Annotated in this window: 16 protein-coding genes; 15 read left to right on the top strand and 1 reads right to left on the bottom strand. The window is 64.0% G+C overall.

Annotation, left to right across the window (positions count from 1 at the left end):
* The first annotated feature begins 18 nt into the window (after positions 1–18).
* The 6 genes from lpdA (at position 19) to FHS92_RS04610 (ending at position 4,486) form a co-directional block, all read left to right on the top strand.
* Entirely contained in the window at positions 19–1,413 is a 1,395-nt protein-coding gene (gene lpdA / locus FHS92_RS04635) for a dihydrolipoyl dehydrogenase (RefSeq protein WP_184077891.1), read from the top strand.
* 33 nt (positions 1,414–1,446) lie between these two features.
* Complete coding sequence (locus FHS92_RS04630) at positions 1,447–1,872, top strand: MAPEG family protein (protein ID WP_184077889.1); 426 nt, start codon at positions 1,447–1,449, stop codon at positions 1,870–1,872.
* A 93-nt stretch (positions 1,873–1,965) separates the two neighbouring features.
* Positions 1,966–2,991: an aspartate-semialdehyde dehydrogenase gene (locus tag FHS92_RS04625; protein WP_184077887.1), complete on the top strand. Its 1,026-nt coding sequence runs from the start codon at positions 1,966–1,968 to the stop codon at positions 2,989–2,991.
* Positions 2,992–3,051: 60 nt separating this feature from the next.
* On the top strand, positions 3,052–3,291 hold the full coding sequence (locus FHS92_RS04620) for a FitA-like ribbon-helix-helix domain-containing protein (RefSeq protein ID WP_221230956.1): 240 nt from the start codon (positions 3,052–3,054) through the stop codon (positions 3,289–3,291).
* Positions 3,291–3,725 carry a type II toxin-antitoxin system VapC family toxin gene (locus tag FHS92_RS04615; protein ID WP_184077885.1) on the top strand — a complete coding sequence of 145 codons (435 nt, stop codon included), beginning with the start codon at positions 3,291–3,293 and terminating at the stop codon, positions 3,723–3,725. Before FHS92_RS04620 ends, FHS92_RS04615 begins: the two co-directional genes overlap by 1 nt.
* Complete coding sequence (locus FHS92_RS04610) at positions 3,722–4,486, top strand: alpha/beta fold hydrolase (protein WP_246351758.1); 765 nt, start codon at positions 3,722–3,724, stop codon at positions 4,484–4,486. The genes FHS92_RS04615 and FHS92_RS04610 overlap by 4 nt, the downstream gene beginning before the upstream one ends.
* Here the strand turns inward: FHS92_RS04610 and FHS92_RS04605 are convergent.
* The gene (locus FHS92_RS04605) at positions 4,483–4,965 is read right to left on the bottom strand and encodes a peroxiredoxin (RefSeq protein ID WP_184077883.1); all 483 of its coding nucleotides are present in this window, start codon (positions 4,963–4,965) and stop codon (positions 4,483–4,485) included. The two genes, FHS92_RS04610 and FHS92_RS04605, sit on opposite strands and share 4 nt — an antisense overlap.
* A gap of 193 nt (positions 4,966–5,158) precedes the next feature.
* Here FHS92_RS04605 and FHS92_RS04600 point away from each other — a divergent pair, with 193 nt between their 5' ends.
* The 9 genes from FHS92_RS04600 (at position 5,159) to addA (ending at position 19,149) form a co-directional block, all read left to right on the top strand.
* Positions 5,159–5,737 carry a YqgE/AlgH family protein gene (locus tag FHS92_RS04600; RefSeq protein WP_184077881.1) on the top strand — a complete coding sequence of 193 codons (579 nt, stop codon included), beginning with the start codon at positions 5,159–5,161 and terminating at the stop codon, positions 5,735–5,737.
* A 143-nt stretch (positions 5,738–5,880) separates the two neighbouring features.
* Entirely contained in the window at positions 5,881–6,384 is a 504-nt protein-coding gene (locus FHS92_RS04595; RefSeq protein ID WP_184077879.1) for a hypothetical protein, read from the top strand.
* A gap of 149 nt (positions 6,385–6,533) precedes the next feature.
* A complete protein-coding gene (gene ahcY, locus FHS92_RS04590; RefSeq protein ID WP_184077877.1) occupies positions 6,534–7,949 on the top strand; it encodes an adenosylhomocysteinase in 1,416 nt (471 codons plus the stop codon).
* Positions 7,950–8,201: 252 nt separating this feature from the next.
* Positions 8,202–10,595, top strand: a complete 2,394-nt coding sequence (locus FHS92_RS04585) for a PAS-domain containing protein (RefSeq protein ID WP_184078800.1) — start codon at positions 8,202–8,204, stop codon at positions 10,593–10,595.
* Complete coding sequence (gene tsaE, locus FHS92_RS04580; protein WP_343056651.1) at positions 10,588–11,040, top strand: tRNA (adenosine(37)-N6)-threonylcarbamoyltransferase complex ATPase subunit type 1 TsaE; 453 nt, start codon at positions 10,588–10,590, stop codon at positions 11,038–11,040. Before FHS92_RS04585 ends, tsaE begins: the two co-directional genes overlap by 8 nt.
* Complete coding sequence (locus FHS92_RS04575; protein ID WP_184078798.1) at positions 11,037–12,026, top strand: aminoglycoside phosphotransferase family protein; 990 nt, start codon at positions 11,037–11,039, stop codon at positions 12,024–12,026. The genes tsaE and FHS92_RS04575 overlap by 4 nt, the downstream gene beginning before the upstream one ends.
* Entirely contained in the window at positions 12,023–12,742 is a 720-nt protein-coding gene (locus tag FHS92_RS04570; RefSeq protein WP_246351757.1) for a nucleotidyltransferase family protein, read from the top strand. Before FHS92_RS04575 ends, FHS92_RS04570 begins: the two co-directional genes overlap by 4 nt.
* Positions 12,735–15,731, top strand: a complete 2,997-nt coding sequence (gene addB, locus FHS92_RS04565) for a double-strand break repair protein AddB (RefSeq protein ID WP_184077875.1) — start codon at positions 12,735–12,737, stop codon at positions 15,729–15,731. Before FHS92_RS04570 ends, addB begins: the two co-directional genes overlap by 8 nt.
* The gene (addA, locus tag FHS92_RS04560) at positions 15,724–19,149 is read left to right on the top strand and encodes a double-strand break repair helicase AddA (protein WP_184077873.1); all 3,426 of its coding nucleotides are present in this window, start codon (positions 15,724–15,726) and stop codon (positions 19,147–19,149) included. The genes addB and addA overlap by 8 nt, the downstream gene beginning before the upstream one ends.
* Positions 19,150–19,195: the final 46 nt, after the last annotated feature.

The raw sequence follows: 19,195 nt of genomic DNA, 5'->3' as shown, positions 1-19,195 counted from the left end.
TGCGTTGTAGGAGTTGTCATGGCTGACCAATTTGACCTTATCGTTCTGGGCTCCGGCCCTGGCGGCTACGTCGCCGCGATCCGCGCTTCGCAACTTGGCCTCAAGACGGCCATCGTGGAACGCGAAAATCTGGGCGGCATCTGCCTCAACTGGGGCTGCATCCCGACCAAGGCGCTGCTGCGGACGAGCGAAATCTACCATTATATGAAGCAGGCTGACAAATATGGCCTGTCCGTGGAAAAGCCCGCTTTCGATCTTGAAAAGGTCATCGCGCGTTCGCGCGGCGTCGCGAAGCAGCTTAACCAGGGCGTCACGGGCCTGATGAAGAAGAACAAGGTCACGGTGTATTTCGGCGATGGCAAGATCACGGGGAAGGGTGCTCTGAGCGTCGCCAAGGATGGCAAGACGACGGAACTCGCCGCGAAAAACATCATCATCGCCACCGGCGCGCGGGCGCGCGACCTGCCCTTCGCCAAGGCGGACGGCAAGCGCATCTGGACGTACCGCACGGCCATGACACCGCCCGAGATGCCCACCAACTTGCTCGTCATCGGATCGGGCGCGATCGGCATCGAGTTTGCGAGTTTCTACAACGATATGGGCGCGAAGGTGACCGTGGTCGAAATGCTCGACCGCATCCTCCCGGTCGAGGATGTCGAGGTGAGCGATTTCATGCTCAAGGCGCTCACCAAGCAGGGCATGGACATCCGCCCCTCGACCGGCGTGCAGAAGATCACCGACACCGGCAAGGGCATCAGCGCCGAAATCAAGGGCGCGGACGGCAAGGTCGCCACCGAGGAATTCTCCCACGTTATCGTCGCGGTCGGGATCGTACCCAATACCGAGGATATCGGGCTGGAGGCTCTGGGCGTAAAGACGGAGCGCGGGCATATCGTTACCGATCCGACCTGCAAGACCAATGTCGAGGGCATTTATGCTATTGGCGACGTCACCGGCGCGCCCTGGCTGGCGCACAAGGCGTCGCATGAGGGCATCATCGCGGTCGAGGCGATCGCGGGCCAGCATCCCCATGCGATGAACAAACTCAACATCCCCGGCTGCACCTATTGCCATCCGCAGGTCGCCAGCGTCGGCCTGACCGAGGCAAAGGCGAAGGAAGCGGGGCACAGCGTCAAGGTTGGCAAGTTCCCGTTCATCGGCAACGGCAAGGCAATCGCGCTGGGTGAGGCGGAAGGCTTCATCAAGACCGTGTTCGACGAGAAGACGGGCGAGCTGCTCGGAGCGCATATGGTCGGCGCGGAAGTGACCGAGCTGATCCAGGGCTATACCATCGGGAAAACGCTGGAAACGACCGAAGCGGAACTGATCGAAACCGTCTTCCCGCATCCTACGCTGAGCGAAATGATGCATGAAAGCGTGTTGAGCGCCTATGGACGGACCATTCATTTCTGATGGCATGACGGTTTGAACAGGGGGGTGGGCAGGATGCAGACGGCAATTTTTTGGCCAGCGTTTGCGCTGGTCTCGCTCACCTACGGCGTGTGGCTGGTCATGTATGTGGGGCGCATCGCCCTGATAAAACGCCAGCCGCCGACGGACACCACGTTCGCCACGCAGGAATCCTCCTTACGCTATTTTCAGCCGGTGGAGATGCCCGCAAACAATCTCGCCAACCTTTTTGAAATGCCGGTGCTGTTTTTTGCCGTCGTGATCCTGCTGATGGTCACCGGGCAGGCCAATGGCCTACAGGTCGCGTTGGCGTGGACCTATGTCGCGTTGCGTGCGGTGCACAGTGCCATCCACATTCGCAAAGGACCGATTCCGGCCCGGTTTTTGGTGTATGTCGCATCGTGCGCGGTGTTGCTCGCCATGTGGGTCGGACTGGCAGTGGATATCGCGCGGGCGGGCTGACCGCAAAGCGCGTCAAACTCTCCTCTTTCCGTAGCGGCGACAATCCGCTATCGGCGCGGACCTGTTACCTCTGCGCCAAATGGGAGCAATACATTGGGTTATCGTGTCGTCGTCGTCGGAGCCACCGGAAATGTGGGCCGCGAAATGTTGAATATCCTCGCCGAACGGGAATTCCCGGCGGACGAGATCGCCGCTGTCGCATCTTCGCGTTCGACGGGCATGGATATTGAATATGGCGAGACGGGCAAGATCCTGAAATGCAAGAATCTGGAGCATTTCGACTTCGTCGGATGGGATATTGCGCTGTTCGCGGTGGGTTCTGCCGCGACGGAAATCTATGCGCCCAAGGCGGCCGCGGCCGGTTGCGTCGTGATCGACAACAGCTCGCTCTATCGCATGGATCCCGATGTGCCGTTGATCGTGCCGGAAGTGAACCCGGACGCAATCGACGGCTATGTGAAGAAGAACATCATCGCCAACCCCAATTGCTCGACCGCGCAGATGGTTGTGGCCCTGAAGCCGCTGCACGACGCCGCGACGATCAAGCGCGTGGTCGTCTCGACCTACCAGTCGGTGTCAGGCGCCGGCAAGGCGGGCATGGACGAACTGTTCGAGCAGTCGCGTAATATCTTCGTCGGTGATCCGGCCGTGGCGAACAAGTTCACCAAGCAGATCGCGTTCAACGTGATCCCGCACATCGACAGCTTCCTGGATGACGGCTTCACCAAGGAAGAGTGGAAGATGGTCGTCGAGACCAAGAAGATCCTTGACCCCAAGATCAAGGTGGTCGCGACCTGCGTGCGCGTGCCTGTGTTCGTCGGCCACTCCGAAGCAATCAATATCGAGTTCGAGGATGAGATCAGCGCGAAGAAGGCGCAGTCCATCCTGCGTGAAGCGCCGGGCGTGATGCTGATCGACAAGCGTGAGGACGGTGGATACGTCACCCCGGTGGAGTGCGTCGGCGATTATGCGACGTTCGTCAGCCGCGTGCGTGAAGACCCGACCGTCGACAGCGGCCTTGTGATCTGGTGTGTCAGCGACAACCTGCGCAAGGGCGCCGCGCTCAACGCCGTACAGATCGCGGAACTTTTGGGCCGACGGCACCTCAAGAAGGGGTGATGCTCTCGACCGATGACAGATATGATAGCATTATGCTATCATATCTGCATGGGACAAGCATTGATTCGTAATCTTGATGAACAACTGCTCGCGGATTATCGTGAGGCGGCGAAGCGTAATGCCCGCTCGCTGGAAGCGGAATTGCGGGAGGCGTTAAAGCTGGCGCGCCCAATGAGCGAGACCCGGCGGCAGGAAGTGTTGGATCAGTTCGCGCGTATTCGAGCTATGACGCCCGCTGGTGTCGCTCAGACGCCTGCCGAGATCCTGGTGCGCGAGGACCGGGACGGCCATCGCGAGTGATGCTGGTCATTGATACCAGCGTGGCCATCAAATGGGTTGTTCCTGAAAATGGAATCGGAATGGAACACGACACCGCAGCAGCACTGACGTTGCTGTCTCGGGGGTTACTTGCTCCCGATTTGTTGCTCGCCGAATTCGGTAACGTTTTGTGGAAAAAAGCGCGCAAGGGAGAGATAACGGACATGCAGGCGCGAGAGGCTATGCGCACATTGCCTGAAGTTGTTACTGTGTTCCCAACCCGCCCTTATGTCGTTAGGGCACTGGAAATAAGTCTCACGCTCGATCATCCGATGTATGATTGTGTGTTTGTTGCGCTTGCGGAAAGCCGGGACACGAAACTGGTAACGGCCGATCGTCGCTTGATAACGCGGTGCGAAAAGACGGAATTTGCGTCTTTGATAACCGGCTTGGAAACAGAGGCATCGCAGCATTGACGGACACCCGCATCACTATGGTTCCCGGCTTCGACGGAGCCGCCTTGGCCGTGCACGAAGTTGGGGATGCCGACGCACGACCGGTGCTGCTGCTTCACGGGCTGTTTTCGAGCGCCGAGGTCAACTGGATCAAATATGGCCATGCCGCGACGCTGGCCCACGCCGGATTCCGGGTCATCATGCCCGATCTGCGCGCACACGGTCTGAGCGCCGCGCCGCATGATCCCGCCGCCTATCCGCCGCAGGTGCTGATCCGCGATGCGCGCGCTGTCATCGCAGCGCTGGAGCTTGATGATTTCGATCTTGGGGGGTTTTCCTTGGGCGCACGCACGACCGCCGCGCTGTTGGCGGAAGGCGTTCGGCCCCGTCGGGCAATTCTTGCCGGGATGGGGCTGGAGGGCCTTGCCGGGTGGGCGAGGCGCAGACAATTCTTTCTGGATGCCATCGCAAAGCGCGACACCGTAAAACGCGACGATCCGCATTTCATGGCGGTGATGTTCATGAAAACGATGAAAATCGATCCGGTCGCGGCACAGCTCTTGCTCGAAAGTCCGGGGGACGTGGATCTGGACGCTCTAAGGCAGGTCGATCTGCCCATTCAGGTGGTGTGTGGAACGGAGGATGAGGACAATGGCTCCGCGCCCGCGCTCGCCCGCGCATTGCACAACGCGGTCTACGCACCCATTCCCGGCACGCATATGAGCTGCATCACCCGCCCCGAGCTGGGGCGGGTGATGTCAGAGTTTTTGCAGGGCGATTAAAGCTGTTCGAGCAGATATTCTGCCGAAGATACCTTGAACTCGCCGGGGGCTTCGACGTTCAGTTCCTCAACCACGCCGTCGTTGACGATCATCGAGAAGCGCTGGCCGCGCGTTCCCATGCCGAACTTGCTGCCGTCCATCTCAAGACCCACCGCCTTGGCGAAATCGCCATTGCCATCCGCAAGCAGCGTGATCTTGCCATCGGCTCCGGCCGCCTTGCCCCAGGCTCCCATCACGAATGCGTCATTGACGGCGGTCCCCGCAATCACATCGACGCCCTTGGCCTTCAGTTCGTCAGCCTTGTCGATGAAGCCGGGAAGATGCTTGGCGGAGCACGTCGGGGTGAACGCGCCAGGAACCGAGAAAAGTGCCACTTTCTTGCCCTTGAAGAACTCGTCACTCGACACCTGATCGGGACCGTTTTCGGTCATTGTGACGAAGGTGGTGCTGGGGATCTTGTCGCCCTTGGCAATGGTCATGGTCTGTCTCCTCGAAGAGTGAAAAATCGGAACTGTCCGCCGGTGCATGCCTGTGGATCAGTGGACGGGAAGTCGGGTTTTCCTATCGCCAATTCAACCGGTCGCACAAGTTTTATGTCGTGATGATGCATCCGTGGGGTAGGGCGTCGTTCCCTTGGTTGCCGGGCGCGCTGCGGGGGCGTATCGTGGTCGCATGGGCCAATTCGCCGAAAACCTTTCGCCTCGCTTTTTCGCCGGACGGATGCTGCTCGCGATGCCGGGCATCGGCTCGCCGGAATTCGACCAGGCGGCGATCGCGCTGTGCGTGCATGACGAGCATGGCGCGCTAGGCATCGATATCGGCAAGGTCATCGCCGGACTGAGCCTGCGCGACCTGCTGGCCAATCTCGATATCGACGGGGAAGGTCTGGAGTCGGTGCCGGTGCTGCGCGGCGGACCCGTCGATCCGCAGCGGGGCTTTGTCCTCCACAGCCTTGATTGGGGCGGGCAGGACGCCATGCAGGTTAACGCGCATTGGGGTCTCTCCGGATCGCTGGATGTGCTGCGCGCCATCGCCGAGCGGCGCGGACCGGAACGCTATCTCGTGTCGCTGGGCTATGCCGGGTGGGATGCCGGGCAATTGGAATCGGAGATGAAGCGCCACGGCTGGTTCCTGGGTGATGCCTTCACACCCGATGTGCTGGCGATACCCGCGCAGTCCCGCTGGGCGGAGGCATTCGCGGCGAGCGGCGTCGACGCAAGATTGCTGGCGGGAACGAGCGGCATGGCCTGACTTTGGGATCCTCACGCACGGAAAACTGCGACAAAATGCGTCGTGAACAGTCCACCCTAAATTTCGCTTTACGATATTCAATCACCCCGGTTTAATTCCACTCGGGCACTTCTGCTTTCAGTGGAATTGCTGAGGGGTTTACCATGAAATGGATTGCGAAGAGCGCCGCCACCGTTGCGGCGTTGGTGGGGATGATGTCGGCGGCTCCGGCCATGGCGGCGAGTTGCTGGACGGACGCGGCGTACCGGGCAGCACAGATCCGTGATTTCGAAACGATGATGATGGTGTCGACCCTGCGGTGCCGGATCACCGGCGTCGATTTCAGCGAGCCGTATAACCAGTTCATCCGCGGCAAGCGCCAATTGCTGATCGCTGCCAACGAAACCCTGCGCGGCCAGTTCGCGCAGACGGTGGGCGCGGCGCGGGCGCTGGGGGCCTATGACGACTATATGACGAAAATCGCCAACAGCTATGGCGGCGGTATGGCGGGCATGAATTGCCGTGACTTCGCCTCTGTGGTCGACGCGGCAGTGGCGTCCCCCGCGACGACCGAGGCGGTGGCGCAGCTTGCCGCGATGGCAGGGTCCGCCCCGCGCGTTCCGGGTGACCGTTGTGGCGTGACCGTGGCAATGCAGGCGGGGAAGTGATGACCTGCGGCAGGGTGCAGCCGAATCTATTTAAAGAAAACTTTATATTGCCTTGATCGACAGACCATCGATTGCTATGGGCGAGCCATCATGCCGCCCGTGTTCCCGGAGACGGGGCGCGGTCGGCCCGGTTCATCCAAAGCAGGAGAATGCGCGTGGCCACTGCCCCCGCTGTCGATACCAAAGATTATGTCATCGCCGACATCGGCCTTGCCGATTATGGCCGCGCCGAGATCGCGATTGCCGAAACCGAAATGCCGGGCCTCATGGCGCTGCGTCAGGAATTCGGGGCTTCGCAGCCGCTAAAGGGCGCGCGCATTACCGGATCGCTGCACATGACGATCCAGACCGCCGTGTTGATCGAGACGCTGGTCGCGCTGGGTGCCGATGTGCGCTGGGCGACCTGCAACATCTTCTCGACGCAGGACCACGCCGCCGCCGCCATTGCCGCGTCGGGCGTGCCGGTGTTCGCGATCAAGGGTGAGAGCCTGGCGGATTATTGGGACTATGTCGGCCGCATCTTCGATTGGGGCGACGAAACCTGCAACATCATCCTCGACGATGGCGGCGACGCGACCATGTTCGCACTGTGGGGCGCGAAGATCGAGGCGGGCGCCACCCTGCCCGAACCGGGCAATGAGGAAGAGCATGAGTTCCAGCGCGCGCTGAAGGCGTTCGTTGCCACGCGTCCCGGTTATCTCACCAAGAGCGTGCAAAACATCAAGGGCGTTTCGGAAGAGACGACCACGGGCGTGCACCGCCTCTATGAAATTGCCAAGAAGGGCGAACTGCCGTTCCCGGCGATCAACGTCAACGACAGTGTGACGAAGAGCAAGTTCGACAATCTCTATGGCTGCAAGGAATCGCTGGTCGACGCGATCCGCCGCGCGACCGACGTGATGCTGGCCGGCAAGGTAGCGTGCGTTGCGGGCTTCGGCGACGTCGGCAAGGGTTCGGCGGCTTCGCTGCGCCAGGGCGGCGCACGCGTCATGGTAACAGAGGTTGACCCCATCTGTGCGCTGCAGGCGGCAATGGAAGGCTATGAAGTCGTAACGATGGAAGAAGCCGTCACCCGCTGCGACATCTTCGTGACAGCGACGGGCAATGAGGACGTCATTACCGCCGAGCATATGAAGGCGATGAAGCCGATGGCGATCGTCAGCAACATCGGGCACTTCGACAGCGAGATCCAGATCTCGGCGCTCAGCAACTACAAGTGGACGGAAGTAAAGCCGGGCACCGATCTGGTTGAATTTCCGGATGGAAAGCAGATTATCGTGCTCGCCAAGGGCCGCCTCGTGAATCTGGGCTGCGCGACTGGCCACCCGAGCTTCGTCATGTCATCGAGCTTCACCAATCAGGTGCTGGCGCAGATCGAATTGTGGACCAAGTCCAGCGATTATGAGAACCGCGTCTATGTGCTGCCCAAGCACCTGGACGAAAAAGTCGCGGCGCTGCATCTCGAAAAGCTGGGCGTGAAGCTCTCGAAGCTGAGCCCGAAGCAAGCGGCCTATATCGGCGTCAGCGAGAGTGGCCCGTTCAAGCCCGATCATTATCGGTATTAAGATCACGCAAAGTCTCAATTCCGTTCGCCCTGAGCTTGTCGAAGGGCCATTCTTCTGGAAGGGCAGAACAGGGCTTCGACAGGCTCAGCCCGAACGGACTGATGTGAGGGCCATCGAAAAGGGGCGGGTGCTGGTCATCTGCCCCTTTTTCACGTCGGTTCAGACGCAGATGCTTTGCGCCGGTCCGACTTTGGTTTAGTCGGCAGTCATGAACGATCAAATTCTGGGCATGACGGGGTGGATGCGGCGGTGATTGCTCTGTCTCCCATAGCCATGGTTCTGCTGGGGGCGCTTGCCGCGATCTGGCTGGGTGCGGGTGTCTGGGCAGTACAGAGCGGCCTTGCCATGCGCCGGGCCGCGCAGCATGCAAAGGGGCAGGGGGACCGGCTGGCGAATCTGCTCCAGTCGGCGCCTGCCATCCCCGTGCTGATTCGTCCCGACGGCCGGATCGAGGCGCCCGCCCGACTGGCGAGCTGGCTGGGGCGCGAAACCTCGCCGCAATATATTTCGGAACTGACGGCCATTGATGGTGGACTGCGCCCGTCGGATGGCGAGGCGCTGGCCGCAGATATCGCCGCTGCGCAGCGCGCGTCGCGCGGGTTCGTGCGCGCCGTGCAGGCGGTAGGGTCGAGCCGATCGTTGCTGGTACGAGGAGCACCCGCCGGTCCTGAACTCGCCAACGCAGGGGGTGTCATTGTCTGGATTTTCGATGCGACGGAAACCCAGGCCCGCATCGAGCAGCTCGAACAGCAATGCGCCAATTACCACGATGCGCTGGAGGCGCTGTCGGGTCTGATCGAGGTGGCCCCGTTGCCGATGTGGCACCGTACGCGCGACGCACGCCTCTCGCTCGTCAATAGTGCCTATGTGCGGGCCGTAGAAGCGGAGGACGCCGCACAGGTGATCAACGACGCGATTGAGCTGGTCGAACCGATTGACGGCATCACTCCGCAGCAGGCTGCGCTGTCGATCATGGCGGAGGGCCGTCCCCGTACCCGTGTCGGTCCCGCCACGCTGCACGGCGAGCGGCGCATGCTGGAAGTGTTCGAGGTGCCCTTGCCCGGAGAAAGTGGCGTCGCGGGATTCGCCATCGACCGGCAGGAACTGGAGAGTGCCCGCGCCGAGCAGACGCGGATCATGGCGACGCAGCGTGACATGCTGGACCGCCTGTCCGCCGGTGTCGCGCAGTTCGGCCGCGACCGCTCGCTGACCTTTTGGAATCAACCATTCATCAGCCTGTTCGCGCTTGATCCCGATCATCTGGTGGGCGAGCCGCCGTTCGAGCGGGTGCTCGACCGGATGCGGGAAGCCGGACGCATCCCCGAGCATCGGGATTTCCCGGCCTGGCGCGCGGAGCGGCGGGACTGGTTCCTTTCGTCCGATCCCCGCGAGGAAAACTGGCTGCTGGCCGACGGGACGCATCTGCGTGTCTTTGCGCAGCCTTTGCCCGATGGCGGACTGCTGATGATCTTCGAGGATCGCACCGAGCAGGTCCAGCTGTCCAGTGCGCGCGACACGCTGCTGCGCGTGCGCACCGCAACCTTTGATAGCTTGTTCGAGGGGATTGGTGTGTTCGCGGCGGACGGGCGTCTGCATTTGTGGAACAACCGTTTTCGCAAGATATGGGATCTGGACGAAGCGGCGCTTGCCGCGCATCCGCGCATCGACGAGTTCATGAATAGCAACGCCGCCCGCCTCGCCAAGCCGCCGCAGGCGAGCGTGGTGCGCGAACTTGTCCGCTCCGCTACGGTCGAACGCAAGCAGCGCAACGGCCGCGTGATTTTCGCGGACGGGCGTACGTTCGATTTCGCCGCCATCCCGCTGCCTGATGGCAATGCCCTCTTCACGATGCTCGACGTCACCGACAGCCGCCGTATCGAGAGCGTCCTGCGTGAGCAGAATGAGGCGCTGGAGCAGGCCGACAAGGTCAAGACCGCGTTCCTTGCCAATATGAGCTATGATCTGCGCACGCCGCTAACCTCGATTGCCGGTTTCGCAGAGATGATGAAGGCCGGCTATGCGGGCAAGCTGCCGACAACAGCGCGCGAATATGTCGACGCGATCATGACGAGCACTGAGAAGCTTTCGCAGATGATCGATACGGTGCTCGACCTGACCCAGGGCGAGGCGGGAACATTGCCGCTCGAGCGCGCGCCGGTCGATCTCGCGGCGGTGGCGCGGGACTGCGCCGGGCGTTGCGTGGCGGCGGCCGCTGAGAAGAAGATCGAGGTCGTGGTCGACATCAAGCAGTCGATCGGCCGGGTGATGGGCGACGCGCGCCGCATCGGGCAGGCGATCGACCGCCTGCTCGACAATGCGGTCGAATATCTGCCCGCAGGGGGGCGCATCCTTATCCATGGTGACGGGCAGGTGCAGTCGGCCCGCCTCATCGTTTCGGATAACGGCCCCGGCATGGATGCGCGGGCGCAGGCACGGGCATTCGACCGGTTCAGCCATATCGCGGAGAGGAAGCGGAGCGAGACGATCGGTCTCGGCCTGCCGCTCGCAAAGCAACTTGTTGAAGCGCATGGCGGCAAGCTCACTCTCGTGTCGGAAGTGGGGCAGGGGACGATGCTGACCATGGAGCTTCCCCGTGGTGATTTGCCCCGCGCGGAGTTGCCCACGGGAGGCGCTGCGCGTGGATGAACGCTCCGGGGTGGGGGAGGCGGAGTTGATCGGCATCGGCGCATCGCTTGCCGCCGTTCTCGCGGCTGGCGACATCATAGCCCTGCGCGGCGGATTGGGGGCGGGCAAGACGACGCTCACGCGCGGACTGCTGAGCGCTTTGGGGTTGGAGGAAGAAGCCCCCAGCCCGACATTTGCCATTGTCCAGCCCTATGCGCCGCCTGAGGTCCGTCTTTCACTCACCCATGTCGATCTGTATCGGCTCGACGGGCCGGATCAGGCGGAGGAACTGGGCCTCGACGATTATTTGTCGGACGGCGCGCTGGTCATCGAATGGCCGGACCGTCTGGGGGAGCGGCTGTGGCCCGATGCCCTGCTGATCGACATTGCGGTGGACGAGGATGGATCGCGACGCTTGACAGCCCATGTTCCGCCAGCTTGGAAGGGCAGATGGTCACTGACATGATTCCGCCCGCAGCGGCACAGCCTTTCCTCGCGCGACTGGGCTGGGGAGACGCCATGGTCGTACCGCTGGCGGGCGATGCGTCCTTCCGGCGCTATTTCCGGGTCATCGACGGCGCGCGCCGCGCGGTTTTGATGGACGCCCCCCCGCCGCACGAAGATCCGCGCCCGTTCCTTTCCATCGCCGAGCATCTGGGCGCGCAGGGTTTTGCCGCCCCCGCGATCATCGGTCGGGATCTGGAGCATGGGCTGGTGCTGCTGGAGGACTTCGGCGATGCCCGCGTGCGTGAGCACTGTGAGGCTGCCCCCGAGGAGGAACATGCCGTCTACACCCGCGCGGTGAGCCTGCTTGCCCGTTTGCACAAACTGCCGCCGGTTGACGCGCCGCCCTATGACCGGGCTGTATATCAGCGGGAAGCGGGGTTGCTGACCGAATGGTACTGTCCGGCGATCGGTCTGCCGGTGGATGAGCTGGGCTATGGCGCGGCATGGGACGCCGTGCTGCCGGTGGTCGAGCGGGATGATGCCCCGCGTGTAACCGTGCTGCGCGATTATCATGCCGAGAACATCATGCTGATCGACGGGCGCGATGATGCGCTCAACCTTGGTCTGCTCGATTTTCAGGACGCGCTGGTCGGGCATCCGGCCTATGATCTCGTTTCGCTGTTGCAGGACGCGCGCCGCGATGTTTCGCCCGAGCTGGAGGCGGAGATGCTCGCGCTTTACAAGCAGCTCGCTGCGCCCCGCGGGCAGTTCGACGCCGCCTACGCGGTGCTCGGCGCCCAGCGCAACGCCAAGATCATCGGTATCTTTACTCGGCTGTGGAAGCGGGACGGCAAGCCGCGCTACCTCTCCTTTCTGCCGCGCATGTGGGATCTGCTGGAACGCGATCTGGCGCACCCCGCGCTTGGCCCTGTCGCAGACTGGTTTGACGCCAATATCAACGCGGAACATCGTCACCAGGCGCTCGCCGCCTTCGTCCCTGCATGAGCACCACACTCGACACAGCCATGCTGATGGCGGCGGGGCTGGGAAAGCGTATGCGCCCGCTCACCGCCACTCGCCCCAAGCCGCTCGTCAGGGTGGCGGGTCAGCCGTTGATGGATCATGCGCTGGACCGCTTGGAAGCGGCCGGCATCCGGCGGACGATCGTCAACGTCCATTATCTGGCGGACACGGTGATCGCGCACGTCAAAGCTCGGCGGTCGGCAATGGAGATCATCATTTCGGACGAGCGGGACGCGTTGCTCGAAACCGGTGGAGGATTGATGAAAGCTGCGCCGCTGCTGGGCGACGCACCCTTCCTGTGCGCCAACAGCGACAATCTCTGGATCGATGGCCCGCGCGACACGATCGCGATGTTGGCGGAGCTGTGGGATGACCAAAGGATGGACGCGCTGCTGCTGGTGGTACCCAATGCCCGCGCGACCTGCCACAGCGGTCCGGGCGATTTCCACATGGATCCGCAGGGACGACTGAGCCGACGCAAGCCCTCGCATATTGCGCCTTTCGTGTTCACCGGCGTCCAAATCATGTCGCCGCGCCTGTTGCGCGATCCGCCGGGGGACGTGTTCTCAACCAACGTCTTCTGGAACCGCGCGATCGAGGCGGGGCGGCTGTTCGGCGCATCGCATCAGGGGCTGTGGTTCGATGTGGGGACGCCGCAAGCCATTCCGGTCGTGGAATCGATGATCGCCCATGGCTGACCGGGGCGGTCCGGCGGTCTACACGATCCCGGCCCACCGGGCTTTTGCAGACGCGCTGGCCATCGGCCTGATCGCCCAACACGGCAAGGATCCGCTCGCCTTGGCGCGTGGCATCATCCTGTTGCCTAACAACCGCGCCGTCCGGGCGATCAGCGACGCGTTCGTGCGCCATTCCGGCGGCGGGCTGCTCATGCCCCGCCTCGTCCCGGTCGGCGATGTCGAGCTGGACGAGCGACTGGGCAATGCGCTCGACCGAATAGGCGACGGGACGGACATTCCGCCTGCCATTGCGCCGATCGAGCGCCAGATGATCCTTGCCCGGCTCGTCCAGCAGGCGCGTCAGAAGGTCGGGCGACCTGTCGATGCGGGGGAAGCGATGCGGCTGGCGCAGGCGCTGGGCAGCACGCTCGACGAAATGCTGGTGGAGCAGGTCGACCCCGGCGCGCTGCGCAAAATTGATCTGTCCGGCGAACTGTCGATCCACTGGCAGGCGTCGCTGGAATTGCTCGACATCGTGCTCGACCAGTGGCCGCAGGAGTTGGCGGCGCGCGGACGGATCGACCTTGCCGATCGTCGAAACCGGTTGTTGGGCCATGTTGCCCGCCGCTGGAGCGATGCTCCGCCGTCCGGTTTTGTCGTGGCGGCGGGTATGTCCACAACCGCGCCCGCCGTTTGCGCTATCATGGCGACGGTCGCGCGCATGCCGAAGGGGCAGGTTGTGCTGGCGGAACTGGACCAGCACATGACATCCGAAGAGTGGGACGCCATCGGACCATTCGATCCCCATCCCGACACCGGACGCGCGCCGCGCAGCCACGAAAGCCATCCACAATTCACGCTCAAGATCCTGCTCGATCGGATCGGCGTGGCGCGCGATGAAGTGGCTCTCTGGCGGTGGGGCGGGGGGCATGATGCGCGGGCGGAACGCAGCCGCAACATCTCGAACGCCATGCTGGTGCCCAGCCAGACGGGCAAATGGCGTACCCTTGCAGCGGCCGAGCGGACCCTGCGGGGCGTCCGGGCACTGGAAGCGGCCACCCCCGCCGAGGAAGCGCAGGCCATCGCGATCATCCTGCGTGAGGCGATCGAGACGCCCGGTCGTACCGCCGCGCTTGTCACGCCGGATCGCGCGCTTGCCACCCGGGTATCGGCCCATCTGCGGCGCTGGGGAATTGATGCGGATGACAGCGCTGGCCAGCCACTGTCCCTGCTGCCGCCCGGCACGTTGCTGCTGGCGCTGGCGCGGGTCATGGCGGAACGGTTCGCGCCGGTCGCCTTGCTCAACCTCCTCAAGCATCCGCTTGTCATGGCGGGCGAGCCGAGGGTCGCGTGGCTGGAACAAGTGCGCGGTCTCGACCTGCTGCTGCGCGGGCCGCGCCCTGCACCCGATCTGGCGGGGATCGATGCGCTGCTTGCGCCACAGATCGATGGGGATTTTGACCGGCGGAAGGATCTACGCGCCCGAGTGGCGACCTGGTGGCCGGAGGCGCGCGCTCTGCTCGCCCCACTCGAAGCGCTGGGGCATGATGGGCAGCAGCCAGAAGCGGTGTTCGCGGTCCTGCGCGAGGTAAGTGGTGCGCTCACCAACCAGCGTATCTGGGCAGGGCATCAGGGCCACGCCGCCGCAGACCTGTTTGCGGACATCGAGGCGGCGGTACATCTTGGTCCGCGGATCTTTACGATCGATGCGCTGCCGGATCTGCTCGACCGGCTGCTCTGTCATGTGGCGGTGCGCCCTCCGCAGGGCGGCCACCCGCGCGTTGCCATCTACGGCCTGATCGAGGCACGGTTGCAACAGGCAGACGTAATGATCCTCGCCGGATTGAACGAGGGCACATGGCCCGGGCTGCCCGCCCCCGACCCGTGGCTCGCGCCGCGTATCCGGCAGGAAATCGGTCTGCCGGGGCTGGAACGGCGCATCGGCCTTGCCGCGCATGATTTTGCCAGCGGGCTGGGCGCGCCGCGCGTTACCATCACCCGCTCGCGCCGCAGCGGAAATGCGCCTGCGGTGGCGTCGCGCTTCTGGTTGCGGTTGCAGGCGATTGCCGGGGACCAGTTCCGCATGGCGACCGAAAGTCTTTCTCTCGCCAGCGAGATCGACCGTAGGGGAGAGCCACGACCTGCTGAGCGACCGGCGCCCCGGCCCCCTGTCGCGCTGCGACCGCGTGTGGTCGCGGTGACGGATGTCGATCGCCTCGCGGCGGACCCCTATTCCTTCTATGCGCGCAAGGTGTTGGGGCTTTCGCCGCTCGATGCGGTGGACGCCGATCCCAGCGCGGCGTGGCGCGGTACGGCGGTCCATCGCATTCTCGAACTGTGGTTTCGGGAGGACGGTTGCGATCCCGAACGGCTGAAGGCGCGGGCGCTCGCCCTTCTGGCGCAGGGTACAGCGCATCCGCTGTTGCGCGCCTTGTGGCAACCCCGCCTGCTCGCCGCGATCGAGTGGATTGCTGGGGAGGTGGCGAAGGACCAAGCGGAGGGCCGTCGCATCGCATTGGTGGAAGCGGATGGCAGGATAGACATCGCGGGGGTTACGCTGAAGGGCAAGGCGGACCGGATCGATGTCTTTCCGGACGGCAGTGTCGGGATCGTCGATTACAAGACCGGCAAGCCGCCTGCGGCGCGGCAGGTGAAGGCGGGCTATGCTCTGCAACTCGGTCTTCTTGGGCTGATCGCGGAACAGGGCGGCTTCCCCGATCTCCATGGCGCGCGCCGTGCCGGCGGGTTCGAATATTGGTCGATGGGCAAGAAAGGCGACAGCTTCGGTTATCGGGAACTGCCGACAGCCGAAGCGGGCACGGACCGCAAGGTCGCTACCGCCGATCTCACCCGTCATGCCGCTGCGCATTTCGCTGCGGCGGCGGAAAGCTGGCTGACCGGCGACGCACCCTTTACGGCGGTATTGAACCCGGAACTTCCCAGCTATGGCGAATATGACCAGTTGATGCGGCTGGAAGAATGGTACGGCCGGGGACAGGGCAATGGCTAGGGCGGTATCCGCCCTTCAGGCGCTGCGCGGGGCGCAGGCCCGGGCCGCTGGGCCGGACGCGCATGTCTGGCTGTCGGCCTCCGCAGGCACTGGCAAGACGCATGTGCTGACCGCGCGTGTCTATCGGCTGTTGCTCGGCGGCGTAAGTCCGGAAAACATCCTGTGCCTGACCTTCACCAAGGCGGGCGCATCCGAAATGGCGGAGCGGATCCACAGCCGCCTCGCCGCGTGGGTGCAGATGGATGGTCCGGAACTGGCCAGCGACCTGATGGCGCTGGGTGAGGATCATGGCCCCGACGCCCAGGCGCAGGCGCGGCTGCTGTTTGCGCGCGTGCTGGAAGCGACCGGCGGCGGGCTGCGCATCCAGACGATCCACGGCTTCTGCCAGCAACTGCTCGCGTCGTTCCCGATGGAGGCCGGGCTCATTCCCGGTTTCCGGGCGCTGGAGGAGCGGGAGCAGCGCGACCTCGCGCGCCGCACGCTGACCAATGTGGTGCTCCAGGCGGAAAGCGCGAAGGACGAAGTGCTGATCACCGCCTTGCAGGCGATGGCGCTGCGCATGGGCGAGGAGAAAGCGGAACGCTATCTGTTGCGCTGTGGGGCGGCGCACGACGCGTTGCAGGCGCTCGATCCCGACATCCGCCATGCGCTGTTCGCCGCGTTCGAATTGCCGGAAGGCGATGTGAACGACGTCATCGCGCTGGCTTGCAGCGACGATCTGTTTGACATGGCCGCCATCTCTCGCCTGGTGGCCGCCAATGAAGCCTGGGGTACCAAGACCGGTCTGGAAACGGCGGCAAAGCTGCGGGCATGGCGTGGCTTTCCCGAGGAGCAGCGGGCCGAGGGGCTGGCGGTGCTCAAATCCTGCGTGTTCACGACCAAGGACGAGCCGAAGGCTGTCCAGAAGAAGCTGGTGGAAGCCGAACCGGATTATGAGGCGCTGGCGCTGCGTGTCGGGGAGCGGTGCAAGCAACTTGTCGAGCTCCGCGACTGGGTGGCCTATGCCGATCTGCTGGCGCAGGCGCTCCATGCCGGGCGTGCCTTTGCCCGCGCTTATGAGGCGGCGAAGCGCTCGGCTGCGGCGGTGGATTATGATGATCTGATCGCTCGGGCTGCCACATTGCTCCACCAGCCCGGCATCTCGGAGTGGATCCGTTTCAAGCTCGACCAGCGCACCGATCATATTCTGGTGGATGAGGCGCAGGACACCAACGATCGCCAATGGCGGATCATCGGCGCGTTGGCAGATGAGTTTTTCGCTGGGCTGGGCGCGCAGGGCGAACGGATGCGCACGCTCTTTACGGTAGGCGATTTCAAACAGGCGATCTTTGGCTTTCAGGGCACCAGCCCGCGCGCCTTTTCCGACGCGCGGGACCGTTTCCGAAGTCTCGCGCTGGCCGCAGACCATGATTTCCACGATCTTTCGCTGGACGAGAGCTTTCGCTCTGTTCCCGCCGTGCTGGAGATCGTCGATGCGACGGTGGCCGAAGTGGGGCCAGAAAATCTGGGTCTGGCGAGTGATGCCGTGCGCCACAGCAGCGCGCGGCCGTTCCCCGGCGAGGTTACCCTGTGGAGGCCCATAGCCGCGGGCATGGCCGAGGACGCAGGGGCCGACGACACGCCGGAGGGTGAGGAAGACTGGCTGGCCGATCATCAGCGGCTGCTCGCGCAGAAGATCGCCGAGCAGATCCGGGAATGGCTGTCGGACGGGTTGATGCTGCAAAGCCGGGGCAGACCCCTCCGGCCCGGTGACGTCATGATCCTGCTGCGCAAGCGGGGGGATCTTGCGCGTCTGATCGTCGCGCGCCTGTACGAGGCGGGCGTGCCGGTGGCGGGGATCGACCGGTTGCGGTTGCAGGCGCCGCTGGCCGTGCGCGACCTGATGGCGGCGCTGCGCTTCGCCGCGCAGCCCGAGGATGACCTCAACCTCGCCAACCTGCTCGTGTCGCCGCTTATCGGCTGGAGTCAGGAGGATCTTCTCTCTGCAGCCATTCCCCGCCGGGATGGGCTGTGGCGCCACCTGCGTGCGCAGGCGGCGGCGGGTGGCCCGGATATCGCCGCTCTGTCCGATATTCTTGCGCAAGCCGATTTCGTGACGCCGTACCGTTTGCTGGAGCGCATCCTGTCCGGCCCGATGCTGGGCCGCCGTCGCCTTGTCGAACGGCTGGGCGAAGAGGCGCGCGACGCCATCGACGAGCTGCTGCAGGCGGCGCTGGATTTCGAGCAGGACGACACGCCGGGTCTTCAGCCGTTTATCGATTGGTTCGACCGCGCGGAGGGCGACATCAAGCGCGAGGATGACGGACAAAGCGACGCCGTCCGCCTGCTGACGGTCCATGGCGCGAAGGGGTTGCAGGCCCCGGTGGTCATCCTTGCCGATGCGGCTGCCGATCCCGAGCGGGTCGGCGGGCGCGATGGGCTCGACTGGACGGCGGGTGAGGGCATCGTCCTGCCCCTCATCCCGCCGCGCAAGGGGGAACAGATCCCCATGATCGCCACCGCCCGGCAGGCCGCCGAGCAGGCGGAGCGTGAGGAGCATTGGCGGTTGATGTACGTCGCCATGACGCGTGCGGAGGAACGACTGGTGTTGACCGGAACGCTGGGAAAACGCGCGAAGGGAGAAATCCCGGCGCAAAGCTGGTTCGGCGCGGCCTCTCGCGCGCTGGCGGCGCTGGGTGGCGTGTGGAAGGAGGATCCCCGCTGGGGCGCTGCGGGCCGTTGGACGGGGCTTGAACGCCTGAAGCCCGCGCGTGCCGAACCGGCCGCGGCGCGGGATGCGGGATCGGCACATACGGTGCCCGACTGGCTCACGCGCAATGCTCCAGACGAGGCACGACCACCGCGTCCCTTGGCGCCGACCGGCGCGATCGAGGATGACACGCCCGACCCTCCGCCTGGTCCCGCCCTGCGCGCTGCGGCTGAGCGAGGAAAGCTGCTGCATGCCCTGTTCGAGCGCCTGCCGGATGTTGAGCCGAGCGAGCGGCGGGACTGCGCCGACCGCTGGCTGGAACGATCGGCCGGAATAGCGGACGCGGGCGCACGGCAGGTGCTAATCGATCACGCGCTGGCGATCATCGACCAACCCCGCTTTGCCGAGATTTTCGGCCCCGACGCCCTTGCCGAGGCGCCGATCGCCGCCATTGTGGGGGAGGCTGTCGTCGCCGGGACGGTTGACCGCCTTCTGGTCACGGACGAGCGCGTGCATATCGTCGATTTCAAGACCGGGCGCTTCATCCCCAATAGCATTGCGGACATACCCGCAGCCCATGTCCGGCAAATGGCCGCCTATGTGGCGGCGCTGGAAGTGGTCTTCCCCACGCGCAGCGTGGAGGCGTCGCTGCTTTACACCAGCGGGCCGACAATGATCGGGCTGCCGTCTGTGCTTCTCGATCCCCACAAGCCGGGCTTTGAACTCTGACAGCAAAGATTGACCATTCCGACATTGAGCACAGCCCGGTCAGCGC

It is taken from the genome of Sphingobium subterraneum, assembly GCF_014199435.1.
Classification (GTDB): domain Bacteria; phylum Pseudomonadota; class Alphaproteobacteria; order Sphingomonadales; family Sphingomonadaceae; genus Sphingobium; species Sphingobium subterraneum.
This window is presented reverse-complemented; position numbering and strand designations above follow the sequence as displayed.